At 32.1% G+C, this 13,691-nt stretch carries 19 protein-coding genes; 3 read left to right on the forward strand and 16 right to left on the reverse strand.

What is annotated here, in order from left to right:
- Nucleotides 1-3: 3 nt before the first annotated feature.
- On the reverse strand, nucleotides 4-414 hold the full coding sequence (locus KO527_RS15875; protein ID WP_216041266.1) for a helix-turn-helix domain-containing protein: 411 nt from the start codon (nucleotides 412-414) through the stop codon (nucleotides 4-6).
- 107 nt (nucleotides 415-521) lie between these two features.
- On the opposite strand from KO527_RS15875, the gene KO527_RS15880 reads away from it, so the two are divergent.
- Nucleotides 522-1,130: a hypothetical protein gene (locus tag KO527_RS15880; protein ID WP_216041267.1), complete on the forward strand. Its 609-nt coding sequence runs from the start codon at nucleotides 522-524 to the stop codon at nucleotides 1,128-1,130.
- 33 nt (nucleotides 1,131-1,163) lie between these two features.
- Nucleotides 1,164-1,499 (forward strand): DUF1971 domain-containing protein, encoded by a 336-nt coding sequence (locus tag KO527_RS15885; protein WP_216041268.1) that lies wholly within the window; start codon nucleotides 1,164-1,166, stop codon nucleotides 1,497-1,499.
- 16 nt (nucleotides 1,500-1,515) lie between these two features.
- Here the strand turns inward: KO527_RS15885 and KO527_RS15890 are convergent, their stop codons facing one another.
- From KO527_RS15890 to KO527_RS15945, 13 genes are all read right to left on the reverse strand, one after another.
- Nucleotides 1,516-2,037, reverse strand: coding sequence for a GNAT family N-acetyltransferase (locus tag KO527_RS15890; RefSeq protein ID WP_216041269.1), 522 nt, complete (start codon nucleotides 2,035-2,037; stop codon nucleotides 1,516-1,518).
- 41 nt (nucleotides 2,038-2,078) lie between these two features.
- Complete coding sequence (locus KO527_RS15895) at nucleotides 2,079-2,276, reverse strand: hypothetical protein (RefSeq protein WP_216041270.1); 198 nt, start codon at nucleotides 2,274-2,276, stop codon at nucleotides 2,079-2,081.
- Between the two features lie 242 nt (nucleotides 2,277-2,518).
- A complete protein-coding gene (locus tag KO527_RS15900; protein WP_216041271.1) occupies nucleotides 2,519-2,929 on the reverse strand; it encodes a hypothetical protein in 411 nt (136 codons plus the stop codon).
- 189 nt (nucleotides 2,930-3,118) lie between these two features.
- Nucleotides 3,119-3,337 (reverse strand): DUF3325 family protein, encoded by a 219-nt coding sequence (locus tag KO527_RS15905; protein WP_252733802.1) that lies wholly within the window; start codon nucleotides 3,335-3,337, stop codon nucleotides 3,119-3,121.
- Nucleotides 3,338-3,378: 41 nt separating this feature from the next.
- Nucleotides 3,379-4,935: a PepSY-associated TM helix domain-containing protein gene (locus KO527_RS15910; RefSeq protein WP_216041273.1), complete on the reverse strand. Its 1,557-nt coding sequence runs from the start codon at nucleotides 4,933-4,935 to the stop codon at nucleotides 3,379-3,381.
- Nucleotides 4,932-5,213, reverse strand: a complete 282-nt coding sequence (locus tag KO527_RS15915; protein ID WP_216041274.1) for a hypothetical protein — start codon at nucleotides 5,211-5,213, stop codon at nucleotides 4,932-4,934. Before KO527_RS15915 ends, KO527_RS15910 begins: the two co-directional genes overlap by 4 nt.
- Nucleotides 5,214-5,316: 103 nt before the next feature.
- Nucleotides 5,317-5,550, reverse strand: coding sequence for a TonB-dependent receptor (locus KO527_RS26005; RefSeq protein ID WP_252733803.1), 234 nt, complete (start codon nucleotides 5,548-5,550; stop codon nucleotides 5,317-5,319).
- 7 nt (nucleotides 5,551-5,557) lie between these two features.
- A complete protein-coding gene (locus tag KO527_RS15920; protein ID WP_252733804.1) occupies nucleotides 5,558-7,984 on the reverse strand; it encodes a TonB-dependent receptor in 2,427 nt (808 codons plus the stop codon).
- Nucleotides 7,985-8,129: 145 nt separating this feature from the next.
- Entirely contained in the window at nucleotides 8,130-9,074 is a 945-nt protein-coding gene (locus tag KO527_RS15925) for a FecR domain-containing protein (protein WP_216041275.1), read from the reverse strand.
- The gene (locus KO527_RS15930) at nucleotides 9,064-9,636 is read right to left on the reverse strand and encodes a sigma-70 family RNA polymerase sigma factor (RefSeq protein ID WP_216041276.1); all 573 of its coding nucleotides are present in this window, start codon (nucleotides 9,634-9,636) and stop codon (nucleotides 9,064-9,066) included. The genes KO527_RS15925 and KO527_RS15930 overlap by 11 nt, the downstream gene beginning before the upstream one ends.
- 44 nt (nucleotides 9,637-9,680) lie before the next feature.
- Nucleotides 9,681-10,142, reverse strand: coding sequence for an isoprenylcysteine carboxylmethyltransferase family protein (locus KO527_RS15935; protein ID WP_216041277.1), 462 nt, complete (start codon nucleotides 10,140-10,142; stop codon nucleotides 9,681-9,683).
- A 1-nt stretch (nucleotide 10,143) separates the two neighbouring features.
- Complete coding sequence (locus tag KO527_RS15940) at nucleotides 10,144-10,686, reverse strand: DUF4377 domain-containing protein (RefSeq protein WP_216041278.1); 543 nt, start codon at nucleotides 10,684-10,686, stop codon at nucleotides 10,144-10,146.
- 432 nt (nucleotides 10,687-11,118) lie between these two features.
- A complete protein-coding gene (locus KO527_RS15945; protein WP_216041279.1) occupies nucleotides 11,119-11,433 on the reverse strand; it encodes a cupin domain-containing protein in 315 nt (104 codons plus the stop codon).
- Between the two features lie 310 nt (nucleotides 11,434-11,743).
- Here KO527_RS15945 and KO527_RS15950 point away from each other — a divergent pair, with 310 nt between their 5' ends.
- Entirely contained in the window at nucleotides 11,744-11,953 is a 210-nt protein-coding gene (locus KO527_RS15950) for a cold-shock protein (protein WP_042144538.1), read from the forward strand.
- Nucleotides 11,954-12,054: 101 nt separating this feature from the next.
- On the opposite strand, the gene KO527_RS15955 is transcribed toward KO527_RS15950, so the two are convergent.
- On the reverse strand, nucleotides 12,055-13,041 hold the full coding sequence (locus tag KO527_RS15955; protein WP_216041280.1) for a hypothetical protein: 987 nt from the start codon (nucleotides 13,039-13,041) through the stop codon (nucleotides 12,055-12,057).
- Between the two features lie 203 nt (nucleotides 13,042-13,244).
- On the reverse strand, nucleotides 13,245-13,556 hold the full coding sequence (locus KO527_RS15960; RefSeq protein WP_216041281.1) for a hypothetical protein: 312 nt from the start codon (nucleotides 13,554-13,556) through the stop codon (nucleotides 13,245-13,247).
- Nucleotides 13,557-13,691: the final 135 nt, after the last annotated feature.

The following is a 13,691-nucleotide window of genomic DNA, read 5'->3' on the forward strand; positions in this document are numbered from 1 at the left end:
CATTCACTTTAAGTTGTCTAATATTTGTATTGATAAAGCGAGTTTATCCTTTTCAAATGCTTCAATAAAACTGTCGGGGGTATTTGTAGTCGCATCATGTTTACAACTCCAAGCTGTAATTTCAAGCATGATAGGCAGAAAATCTTTACCTTTATCAGTTAAAGCATAAATAAACTTAGACTTATTTTGCTTATCGATCTCTTTAATCGCAATACCTGCTGCTTCAAGCTTCTGCAGCCTATCAGCTAATATATTCGTTGAGATTTTTTCATTTGATTGTAAAAACTCACCATAGGATCGCTTTGATTTGAACATCAAGTCACGAACGATTAATAAGGTCCATTTGTCTCCAAAAATTTCTAATACAAAATTAATTGGGCAGTTTGAGCGAAAGTTTTCTGAATTTTGTTTCATTTATTCATTATAAATAAAAGCACTTGCAAAAAACAAGTTGATTTGGCACTGTAAAAGCACTTGCATTATACAAGTACTTTAAATAAAACTATAGAATGGACTTAACAATGAACAAAAGTAACACATCAAAACTACTTTTAGGCTTGCTAGCTAGCGTAACGATAATCTTTATTATTTGGTATCACGGAGGACATTCTCCTTTGACTGATCAAGAAGTATCTTATTATATTGAACAGATTGAAGCGCAACACAATAACTCAGGAAAGCATAACATAAAGGTACTTAAATCTTTTTTAGAAAACGATGATGGTAAAGCATTTTATACTGTGAATTTATATCAATACGCTAAAATAGCGCAATATCCACAGAAGAAATTAGATACGATATCAGGAAGAGATGCATTTGATATTTTCAGTGCCCAGATGATTAAATTATTAGCCAAACAAGGTTCGCATCCTATTTTTGGTAGTGATTGGACTCATAAACTAACCTCTTCTTGGGATAGAATTGTAATAGTGAGATATAGGAGCAGAAGAGACATTGCCGAAATATTTATAAACCCCGAATTTACTCAAGCAAGTGTCCATAAATGGGCCGGGATCGCCAAACATGATCGTTTGTTAGTTCAAGGATTACATATACCGAGTTTTTACCCTTTTTTATTAATTGGTTTAATTTTGGTAATCCTAACTATGATACGATATTTAAAAAAGTAAGTTTAGTTACTTCGTAGTGAAGGAAAACATGCAATGGATAACATCCCTGAAGATTTCATCAATTACAAAACAACAAAATCCTTAAATAAGGAAAATGTGCCCAAAATGTTTTTACATCTTCATAATACCCGCAATGGTGTTTATGGAAAGATATGTGTTTTAGCTGGTACATTAAAGTTTTATGGTTTTACAGACAGACGCGGAGAAATTGAAAAAGAGATCACGATAAAAATGGGAGAGCATGCGATCTCTCCTCCCCAATATTGGCATAAAGTAGAATTTTTATCTGATGATACGCAGTTTGTTGTGGAATTTTATGCTCAAAAGGATTCACAAATTGTGCTAGATAATTTATCTGAACGCCAATAAATTAAAATGAGTTAATTTAAATCCTTCTTTGATAAATATTCAATTTTTGATTTGAATTAGCTATTTCCATATAGTTTGGTAAGGAGTTAACAAGTACTGCACCAGATTTTTGTGCAATGTTAATACTAGCTAAATTTTCTTCTAGGCACCTAAATTCTATTATTTTTGCGTTAGTATTTTGTTTTAAATAATGAGGTAGGTTTTTAACTATCGAAGTCATGATACCTTTTTTATAAAAGTGATGAGAAAGCCAATAACCTAACTCTGCTAAACCCGTTGTATCACAAATAGACTTGATGGCAAAAACACCACAGTCGTTAGAATTAAATTGTATTTTGAACCAACTGGCGCCACTTAAACCACTATTTATACGCTGTGAGATATAGTTTTTTGCTGTTTCAGGATCAATGACATCTTTCACCCAATATAAATATTCACTTAACTCATCTCTACTTTGCTCTACTAAATTATAAATACTGAATGCATCTGATGCAGTTAACTGAATGAGTTTTATTTTATCTGTTACTTCAATATCCAAAGATTAACACCTTTATAAATGACTTATAAGAAAGCGAAACATCAAATCTTTACCAGTTTGATCGATTTTATTTCTTGTGGTTTAAGTATGGAGTACAAATGATTCATAATATCATGTGAGCGACCCTTAACTTGAAAGTCATACCCTTGGCCATTTCCAACTTCTATAAAAGATAAGTAATTATTTGAAACCGTAATTTCACCTATCTTATCAATCAGTAAAATAGATGCAGGACTCATACTTGTACTTTGACAAAACAGTAACTGCTCCTCCCTTCTAATTAGGTATTTAATATTATTTTTCTTTTTATAAGTATTCGAGCTTTTAAATGCAAGCGTTATAAGGTTTGCTAACGTAAAAATAGACATCAGGATATATTGCAACTCAATTTCATCCAATACAGAATAAAAGTACGCAAATGTTATCCCGAATATAACCGCTAATAATATTAAAAATTTGGATAAGGTGTTTTCATTTTTAATCATAATTTCCACACTATTTCATTACGAAGTTTTTTAACCAAAGCAACATCAGGACCTGCAACTGAGGTATAAACAAATGTTTTACCATCTAGCTTTGCACATGTAATAGATGCCCTGTTATCATTGAATTTTCCATATACATACTTAGCTTTATCATATTTTAAGTTTTTGGTAATAGATTTAAAGCTAAGGGATTCAAGGATATTTTTACCTTTCATAGCGCATAATTCAGCATCTATCTCTAATACTTTGAAATCGGACCATAAATGGGGTGTATAGGTTTTAGTGAGCTCTTGTATTTCTTCTGGTGAGTCAAAATAATTCATTACAATAGAACTGAATGTTTCACCATAATTTACTGCACAATATACTAAAACTAAAAACACTATGAGTATTACTTTATTAAACACTGCTAATCCTTTAACTATCTTTAACACCCTATAAACAGTGGGGTTAAATGAGTTTTCTAGTAAAGGAACATTAACGAAATTTGAGTAAGGTTACAATAAATATCTTGTTTAAGGGGTTTTAGAAATGAATTAGAAATGAAGTAGTACAGCAATTAAATTACTTCATTTCTGAAAAGTGTTATTTTGAGTTTATTGTGTTGATGAACACGAGGCATTAATAAGTGCCACAATGAAAATATTTAATGCGAGATAGGAAACCCAATAAACACTCATCATAGCCGTGTTTTGATAAGCCACTATCACGAATGACACTAATAATAAAAACCAACCTAACACTGTAAATCTTTTTCCTTTTTTAGCTGTGAAAGGTGTATTTAATACTGAGCGAAAATGTTTAGTCATTGTCATAGATAAACACCATAGAGCAATGAATTGAAGGATAAAACTGATTAACATACAGCTTCCTCTTTGTTTTTAAATTGAGATACAGCATTTTTATTTTTTCTGTTTATACCTTTGAGCCATGAATATACTTTTAAACACACGCCTCCAGATATGAGTAAAGCTAAATTAAAGCCAATATAGGCCATATTTTGATTTACTAAAGCGTTAACTAGCCAATTTTTTTCGATAAGAAAATCAATTAAAGGTAATAAAGATAAAGCCAATCCTGTTACTAGCATAATATCAGCCCAGGCTTTTAAAGCAGGCCTTAAAAAACTATAAATCAAGCAAATAAGCCAAACTATCAAAAAAACTGATACTTCTAATTCTGCTCTCGATTCAATATTTATAGGGATAATTCTATTAGCATAAAAATAACTTGTAATGGCTAATAGTAACCCTGCTATTCCAGCTATATTTAAACGCTCAACTAATAAGTGTCCAAAATGACGTTTTTTAACTTTATCTAAGCGTTTTTTTAACCAGATAATCAAACCACTGGCAATTAAAATACAGCTGGCTACCCCCATAAAAAATAACAACCAACGAAGCATAGGTGTTGCAAAATGCGCTTCATGTATTCCATAAAATATTCTGCGTATTTTTCTTGCTGTACGTTCAGCTTCAATTGGGGCTAATTGATCACCACTTTGTGCATTAAATGCTAATACTTCCTCTTTATTTGATAATGAGATAAGTGGGTTTCGATAGACTATAATGCGGCCATTTGAATCAAAAGGTCTTTCATATACGATAGATTTGATTGCAGATTTTTCAGGCCAATGTTTTTTAACTGTATTCACAATAGGCATAAGATCTTTGATTGGTTCAACAGCAATATTGGAAGAGATGACTTTAGGTAAAGACGTTGATACTTGTTTGTTTAAATCTCTATAGCCATTATCAAAATGATGTTGTGCACTAAAAGGGACATAGATACTAATATAAATCAGCAAAGCACTAAAACTAATTACAAAACAAAAAGGTATGGTGATCACTCCCATAACAGCATGTGTATCTGTGAGTGTTTTCATTAACTTATTAAGCCGTATGGTAAAAAAATCTTTAAAAAATCGCCTATGTGTAAAAATACCAGTAAAAACGCCTATCAACATCACCATAGCTACAATGCCAGCAATATAACGACCACCAAATTGACGTAATTCTAACGTGTAGTGAAATGTTCTAAAAAAATTACCACCATTCGAATCTCTCACTGAGATTTCTTTATATGTTTCACTATCTAATACTTTTGAAAAGCGCTTGGCTCTTTTTTCACCAGGGATAAACCAAGAGATTACAAATTGATTATTGCGTTGCGTAGGTAAATTAATTTGCCATCGTTCAGAGTCATTTGATTGTTTATTTAATAAAGTTAAAGATTGATTTAGTAATTTATCAGATGATTTATTACTACCAAGTTCAGGCTTCATCCATTGGCTGATCTCGGGATTAAAATAACTGAGTGTGCCTGTTACAAATATTGCAAATAAAAGCCAGCCTATTAATAATCCACTATAAGTATGCAACCAAATCATACATTTTCTAAAATTGGGTTTCATGAAACATTTCCTATGTAATGAATTAAACAGAAAACTGAACTCACCAATGCAATATCACGCCAAACCAATAAAGCGCTTGACCGAGAGAAGCTAAAAATTACACAAGCAAAATAAAATACGTAGCTAAAAATAGTTCCTAGATAAACGGCATCTGCTTTAAAGCAACCAAATACATGCATAAATATTGGAACCAAAGCAAAGCTGCTGGCAACTGCGAGTCCATAACTTCCAAAAATGGCAGCTAAAGCGCGAAAAGTAATACTCAATCTATGATTCATTATTAATTTAAAACTTCCGATTTAGATGTATAAACATTAAAACCAATCAGGCAAATACCTGATTGGTTTTAATCGTTAATATTGTTTTTTAAACTTTAATTATTTAAAAGGTGTATCTCACAGTTAACTTAGCGTTACGACTATCACCTGGTAAACCACCGATAAATAGTGCTTTAACATAATAGGTTTCATCGGTTAGATTTCTTAAATTTAGTTGTACATTCCAGTTTTCAACATCGTAACTAACCGCAGCATCCAACACTGTATATGCGTCTATGGTTGAATCGGGTAAACCAAATGCGTTTGAATTAATACTTCGCTCACCGGTATAAGTCATACCTAAACTAAGCTTTATCGGATTCACTAAATGATGTTTCGTAACTCGTCCAGATACTGGCAAACTTTTTAGGGATCCCTTTTCTTTGCCCCGATTGTGCTTGTTCATTTTGGTTTATGATTTCAACAGCATCTTGATACGTGGCATTCAAATTCATAGACCACACATCATTAATTGCCATATTCATATCAAACTCATAACCTTTAGTATTATCCTCATTATCAAAAACATACTTAGGAACACTGATGTTGTATTCACTGTCTTCAGGATTATCATTGTATAAAGGGTGTGAACGACGAATATTTGTTTTTCTTGTTTCAAAATAAACGAGAGAAGCTAATAATTCTTCATCAAATGCAGTAAAACGTATGCCTAAATCAAATGACTTAGATTCAGAATCAGGAATATCGCTAAAGCCTAGAATACTGGAAGCTGTACGACCTTTTGAAAAGTTTACAAAAGATGCAAAATCATCTGTGATTCGATAATTTAAGCCCAAGTTGTAAGTATTTCCTGAATCTGAAAAATCTTCTTCTTCAGAAATATCAGGGGTTCTTGGCGTGCCTTTATGCTGATAGGCTTGCTTAATTTTAGAGTGTGCGAATCCAAATCTACCCGTTAATATATCATTAAAATAAAGCACTTCCTGAAAACTTAAGCCATACGAAGTAACTGAAGAATCATAATTAGAAGTTAAAGTTGGATCATATTCCATAAAGCTTTTTGTTGGCCAATTTGGATTACGAATATCTAGAATATACGGCAGCGGCTCTGCGGCAGAGCTACCATCAGCATCACTTAAACTCCAGCTTTTAACTGTCATTGAACGGTCTTCATAGTTAGCACTTATTAAATGTTCACCTTTAAACGGACCTAATGACCAACTCGTATTAAAATCAGCAAAATATTGCCAACTTTTTTCACTTGCATCACTTCTTCTGTATTGCTGGCGCCTTGCTGCAAATGGATAAATCACATCATCAATAATAAGCGGAGCACGAGGATCTGCGTTTATTTCTCCTCGGCGATCCCAATAAACATAGTTAAAAGCTCCTGTTTGACGAATAAAATCTGTTTCATACTCTCTAAACTGAACTTTTTGTAATAAGCTAGTATCATTCGAAAAATCAACGCTATGACTTATTTTAAATCTTAATTCTTCACCTTTATTAGGCTTAGACATAGGTGAAATTAAACCTTGGCTACCTAAATCAAATGGTTTTAAACCATCAGTTGCAGCCAATGACTTAGCTAACTCCTGTCTTTGTACATCACTAAGTTGTAATCCCCAATTGCCATCATTATCTGCATCAGTATCATTGACTAAGTCTTGCCAAGTGATCTCTCCTGGATTGGCGTTAATGCTATCTAAGTTCAAAATACGAACTGGATGACCGATAGAGTCAACTTGATTTTCATCATCAATAAAGGCTGTTGAAAATATTAACTCTTGATCTTGTGGTAAATTCAAGCGTAAAGAGGCATATACTTCATTTCTGGCAGAGCTTAGGCCACGATAGCCATCAGTTTCTTCAAAATTAGCAACAAACCTATATGCCATAGCATCATTTATAGCGGATGTTGCATCTAACATCATGCTTTGATTATCCCATTGCCCTACTGTTACTTTTACTTGATAGAAAGGTTTATCTAATGGTTTTTTTTCTACTAAATTAATAACGCCACCGGCAGAACCTGTGCCATATAGTCCAGTAGCTGGTCCTTTTAATACTTCAATACTGTCAACATTTGTTGTTGTTCTGGTTGGATTGTAACTGTTGCCTAAACCAGCACCACCATACATACCATCATAAATATAATTAGCACCTAAACCACGAATAATTAAATTATCACCAATACCGTAATTATTACCTGATTGCGTTAATCCACTTATGTTTCTTAAACTATCTTGTAAAGTAGACGTAGATTGTTCGTCTAATAGAAACTTATCAACGACAACTATGGCTGCAGGAGTCTCCATTAAACTCATATTAGATTTAGTTGCAGTACCTGATTCTAAAATCAATTTATTATGTCGGCCATAAATACTAATATGTTCTAATGTTTGATTATTTCTAACTAAATTATTTTTTGGATTTACAATACTGCTCGCTTTGACTTCGCGTTCTTTATGCTTAATTACAACATCAGTTTCAGATACCCATTGTGCTTCTAATTGCGTATTGTTTAGTAACTGCATTAGAGCATGCTTAACAGATTTAGCTTGATATACACCATTCACATTTAAACCATTAATAACTTTATCTCTGGCAAAAATTTGTATATCACTTTGTTTGGCTAAGCTTGTTAGTGCGTTTGCTAAAGATTGTTGTTTAATTGTGATTGATGTATTTGATTCAAGTGCAATAACAGAACCAGACATTGCAACAGCAAATGCCAAACTACTTAATTTAAATGTTGATTTACCAGACATGGATTTACAACTCTCCGATAGTAATGTAAGTGATAACTATATTCATTACCAATAAGGACGTTAGTCATATTCAAAACCCGTAAAAATAAATTAAAAAAGATGAATTTAATTCTTAATTCACCTTTCATATAAAATAAAAGCTTAATTATTTTAGTTTTACCTCATTGTTTTCTTGTATGATTTCTAATCCTAAGCCATTTGTGATTAATTTTAATGCTTGCATGGGTTTTTCAAGATTAACAGTGCCTGAAATCAATTCGTAAGCCATATCTTGATTAAGTAGACTGATAGGCTTTGAGACATAAGGCTGTATTTGCGTTAATACATCTTTTAAATATCTCGCTTTAAAGTTTAGTTTAACATCACGCCAATTCTGATCTGATTGAATGACTTTAGCTGTTTGCCAATAGTGATTAAATTCGGTCAAGAAGCCTTCTTGGATCACACGGTTTGTGTGTTTGAAGTTCACTTTTACTTTATGCTCTGTTACTGCTAATTGTAAAAAAGGCCGAGTATTAACCGTAAATGCGGTTCCTAGAGCAGTAAATTGATGTTGTTCATAACGTACTACAAATGGTCTTGCTTTATCTTTAGCAACATCAAAATGTGCGTCACCATTGAGTATTGTTATTTGACGTCTATCATCATTAAAATATACAAGCACTTCACTTTTTGCATTTAAACTTATGGTACTACCATCAGGTAAATCGAAATCAGCTTGTTGTGCAACCTGTGTTTTATAACTTTTAGAATAATATTGTGTGTCTAAATTAAAGTAGATAATGGAAAAAAAGAAAAAACTCGCTACCAAAGCCATATATGAGATGAACTTAATTGGCACTTTTTTAACATTTTGTGCTGACTTAAAAGTGATAGGACTTACTTTTTTAATTTCAGTATCTATGACTTTGTTTGTTGATATGCTTCCAAGGGATTGCCAATTTTGATTGAGTGAATCAAATATCTGTTTATGACTTTCTGAAGTATTTAGCCAATTGATGAATTCAGGATCAGAGGTAAGTGATTTATGTTCGCATTTCACTATCCACATCGCTGCTTCCATTTTGATTTCTGCTATATTATTTTCCATGAGTATTTTTCTCCTGCGCGATGTCGCTGCACATAATAAGACTAAGTGCTAAATTTTTTTCCACCCAACTCAATGATTTATTTTTATGACTTGCAATTTGTTGATTTGTCCATCCATGTACTCTGCTTAAAGTAACTAGATCTCTTTTATCTGTTGGTAATTGATTTAATGCTGATCCAAGTAGCTCAACCATATTTTGATTAATCGCTCTTTGCTCAGGCGAAATTTGATCACAAATCGCTAAGTCAATTTGCTCCTCCTGGCCTGTTTCAATTGCTTGATATGGTTTACGACTATTATCAATAATCAAATTTCTAGCAGCTGTATTTAAATAACCTTTTGGGTTATTTATTTCCTTATTTTCAGGAACTGAGTGTAACTTCAGGTAGAGGTCTTGAAGTAAATCAGAAGATAGATCTGGGCATTTAACTTTATACTTAATAAATTTGAAAAGATTTTGGTATTCCTTTTGGAATACCTGTAATACATTGAGTTTACTAATAGACATATTAAAGATATAAGAAATAGAGGAACTGCGTATGATAATGATTATCATACGCATAGCAAGTAGCTATTTTGACTCACATCAAGTTTAATCGCTTTTAACTATAACCACCTTCTTACTTTTGACTTGTACTGTTCAAATTCATCACCAAAAACTTTATTTAAAGCAGCTTCCTCAGGCATAATTTGAAATTGATTCATATAGCAAACAAAAACTACCACACCCAATATAGACAGCATAGATGCTAAATATACAGACCAAGCTAACAAAAATAACGCAAAACCAAGATACATAGGATTTCTTGAATATTTATAAATACCGGATACTACAAGGGATGTTGCAGCTTCAGGTTTTAAAGGGTTAGTCGTTGTTTTAGCTAATTTAAAAGAGACAACACCTGCTATACAAAAAAGCATTCCGAATAATATCAGTGTTAATAAACTCAACATTCGAATTAAATAACTCATTTCAATATTAATTGATATTTGAGATATACCCCACATTAAAACAGCGAAAATTAGCATTACGATAGGTGGTGGAACTCTATTTTTAAATTTATCCATTTTAATTCCAATTCACTAAAGTGATATTACCTGAACCAGCATATTCAAAAGTAACATCAACGACACCACCTGTATCATTAATGCCAACTAAAGCATCACAATCGACATCACTTGAGCACGTAAACTCCTTTCCTAAAAATTTGTATTGATTAGTTTCAAGGCCAATTGTGAAAGTATTCGAGAGCAATCGGATAGATTTTATTAAATACTGCTGTCCGACATTATCTTCAATATCAGAAGTTACCTCTATAACTAGCCATTTTTCACTTGAGCCATCTGCAGGAGGATTATCAAGCTGAGTAACTTCAACTTTTAGCTGATAATTATGACCCCAAATAAAATCAAAATTTTCAATCCAGGTATGAATGTTTTTAGGCTCACCAGTATTTTCATTTATCGATACTGAACATAAATATTGCACCATGCCAATACAAGAGTTTTTATATGATAGAACAGAGAGTTCTTCGATTTTAGATTTTGAATCACTACCGCAAGACATGAGTATTAGAGATAAAAAACAAATATAAAACATACGATTAAACATAACTGTTCCTTAGTCTTGTTATATTGTGACTGATTATCAGCTCTCCGGTTATTATTTGCAAACAAATAGGAACAATTTAGAATAGTTCGTGATACATATATTAAGGAAAATAATTGTGAACAATATTTACTATAAAATGAAGTGGTCAGGCCTGTTAGTCATGCCTTTATTTCAAGGGCTGCCATTATAGGAATTTCACAACACCCTATTGTTAAAAGTATTGCTGAACGCTATGTGCCCCAGTTACCTTACGTATTACTTATTTCAATCATTTTGTTTTTAGTTGGTATTTTTAAAGAGGGTTTTAATACAAAATGCCCTGTTAAATCAAAACGATATTTTAATTTTATTATAAATGCGATTGGTATATTTCTTTTGGCTTCATATACTACCATTTTTGTACTTGGTTATTTAATATAGACTGATGTTGTTTTAATCATAGTGAATTGCTAACCAGATGGTTTCTTCTTCAGATGTAGTCCAACTTACTTTGTGTTTTTGATGAGCTGCAATGTTTAAATAATCACCTTGGCATAGCTTTATATCAGGCTTATTATCAAATGTTAAAATTGCTTCACCTTTTAATACAATAACCCATTCATTTTGGGTTTGATCATACCATCCTGTTTCAGGTGAACTGTGACCTTTAGAAATAATCCGTTCGATTTTTATGTTTTTACTTTTTGTTAAGTCTTCAAAAACTTCTAAGCTAAGATCTTCTGGAATATCTTTAAAAATGTTGTTCATTACTTTTCCTTATTAAATTCAAAGACTAAGAAGTAAAAATAAATATACAATAATTTCATTGGATTAAATATAAATTGAACCTTAGTTTGATTATTACATAAAACACAGCCTGTACAAAAAATAAACAAAACACTTTACATTAAACCTCTATTGTATATAATTCACTCAGTTTGAAAGCACGCAGTATATTTATGTTATATCATTTCGAAGAGTCAGTTAAAGTTCCTCGTTCTGTTTTTTATAAGTAACAGTAAGACTTCCAGCATCATCGCCTCATGGCTCATTTACTTTTAAAAAATAGGATTCAATTATGTCGAATACAACTACTGGTACAGTAAAATGGTTTAACGAAGCTAAAGGTTTCGGTTTTATCGAACAAGCTTCTGGTCCAGATGTTTTTGCTCACTTTAGCGCAATTCAAGGCGACGGTTTTAAAACCTTAGCTGAAGGCCAAAAAGTGGAGTTTGTTGTTACTGACGGGCAAAAAGGCCCTCAAGCTGAGAACATTGTTGCTCTATAACTGTTTGTTAATAAATAACTGAGTAAATATTATCATTTTAGTTAATTCTTAATGATCAAAAGGTAAGACTAATGTCTTACCTTTTTTGTTTTCTGCTATCGTTATAAATCTTTGTTGCCCCAAACTTCTAAAACACCATCAGAAGTAATTGAATAAACATCTTTGTTGTTTGTTACTGCAAAATCTAAGATCATGCTGCCAAAGTTATAAGATCTCACATTTCCAAATCCAATTTCTTTGCCTGTTTGTACGTCCCAAAGAGAAAGTTGGAATTTTGATGAGGCTGTTAACAGTTTACTACCATTTGACAAAAAGATTGCCTGCCTAAAAAACCTAAATCTTTCTATATATTTGAGGGAGATATCTGATCCTCGAGAGGCTAAATTTATTATTTTTTGTGTTTTAAGCGCATCTGATATAAATATTCTCTCATTAAAACTATCATGTGCAAAGCTGGTGATCCTTTGGCTTAATGCCGCTGAAGCGATTACCTCACCTGTATAAGCATGCCATTGCACCACAGTACCATCATTTCCTGCTGAAAAAATACTTTGACCATTTTTATGCATTACTAATTTAGTGACAGAAGAATTGTGAATTTTATGAAGAGATCTTTTATTATATTTTAAGTCAACATTTACAATACTGCCCTCATTTAGGCCTATATAAACATTATCTCCTGAGTAATTAAGCAATATTTTTGTAATTTGAATATCTTCACTAAATCCTTTAACCTGCCATGTCGTAATTACTTTTCCCGTATTAACTGAAAACAGAGTAATATATTTTTTGCCTGCACTGGCAATGATTGATTTATCACCTGAAAGAACAAGATGATACTGTAACTCTTTAAAGTGAGTACTAGGATATTCAATCATTTTTTGTTTATTCGTATTATTGAAAATAGAAATATTTTGATTAATATCTAACAAAGCAGACAATAGGCCATCTTCAGATAAATCTGCATCAACAACTCCTACTTCTACAAATTTATGAAATGATACCGCTTTCAGCTCTTTTAATTTGTCAGTACAACCAAAAATAAAAGTAGATAAAAGTACAAGCAATAAATGAGAAATATAACTCATAGTGAAACGACAAACTAAATAATGGCAAGAATGATACATAGTAAACAGTTAAATAAACTAGGTCAAAACCAAGTGAGTTTTAATTAATATATCGGACACAGTCCTAAATTTAATTGACTGGGTTATAGGGCATTGTTCAAAAGTTATAAGCTACTGCAACTGACTTTATCTAAAAAGTGTTATCTATAAACCTTCTATTAATTTTATTGAGGCTTAGTTTGAAAAGTTATCCCGCCAGTATATTTTGCAACTAGGTTGTATGCGATACAAAAAGCAGCAACTAGTATATAAGTAGCTGCTAAGGTATAAAAAGGTAAAAATAAATATAATAAAAACGCGCTCGCAGTATCGGTTACAGTTATTGGAATAATAAATTTAAACGTTATATCAGTTTGTGCGCTGGCAGCTAGTGTCATTATCCCAATACCAGCTATGAATACGGTTAAGATTGCGACTACTAAAGCGAGCGTTCTTGAGGTTTGAGTTACATTCAGTACAGTTATTTCACTTTTCATTTTATTTCCTTGTTAGCATGCTGAGACATCATGATTCCTATGATAATCTGAGTTTCTAGGGTAACTTAACAATAAATGAGAACCATAAATAGCAAAGATAACATATCATAGCTTACTTATCTTACTAAATTGTAA

Origin of the sequence: Pseudoalteromonas sp. C2R02, assembly GCF_018860845.1 — a bacterium.
In the GTDB taxonomy this organism is placed as follows: Bacteria; Pseudomonadota; Gammaproteobacteria; order Enterobacterales; family Alteromonadaceae; genus Pseudoalteromonas.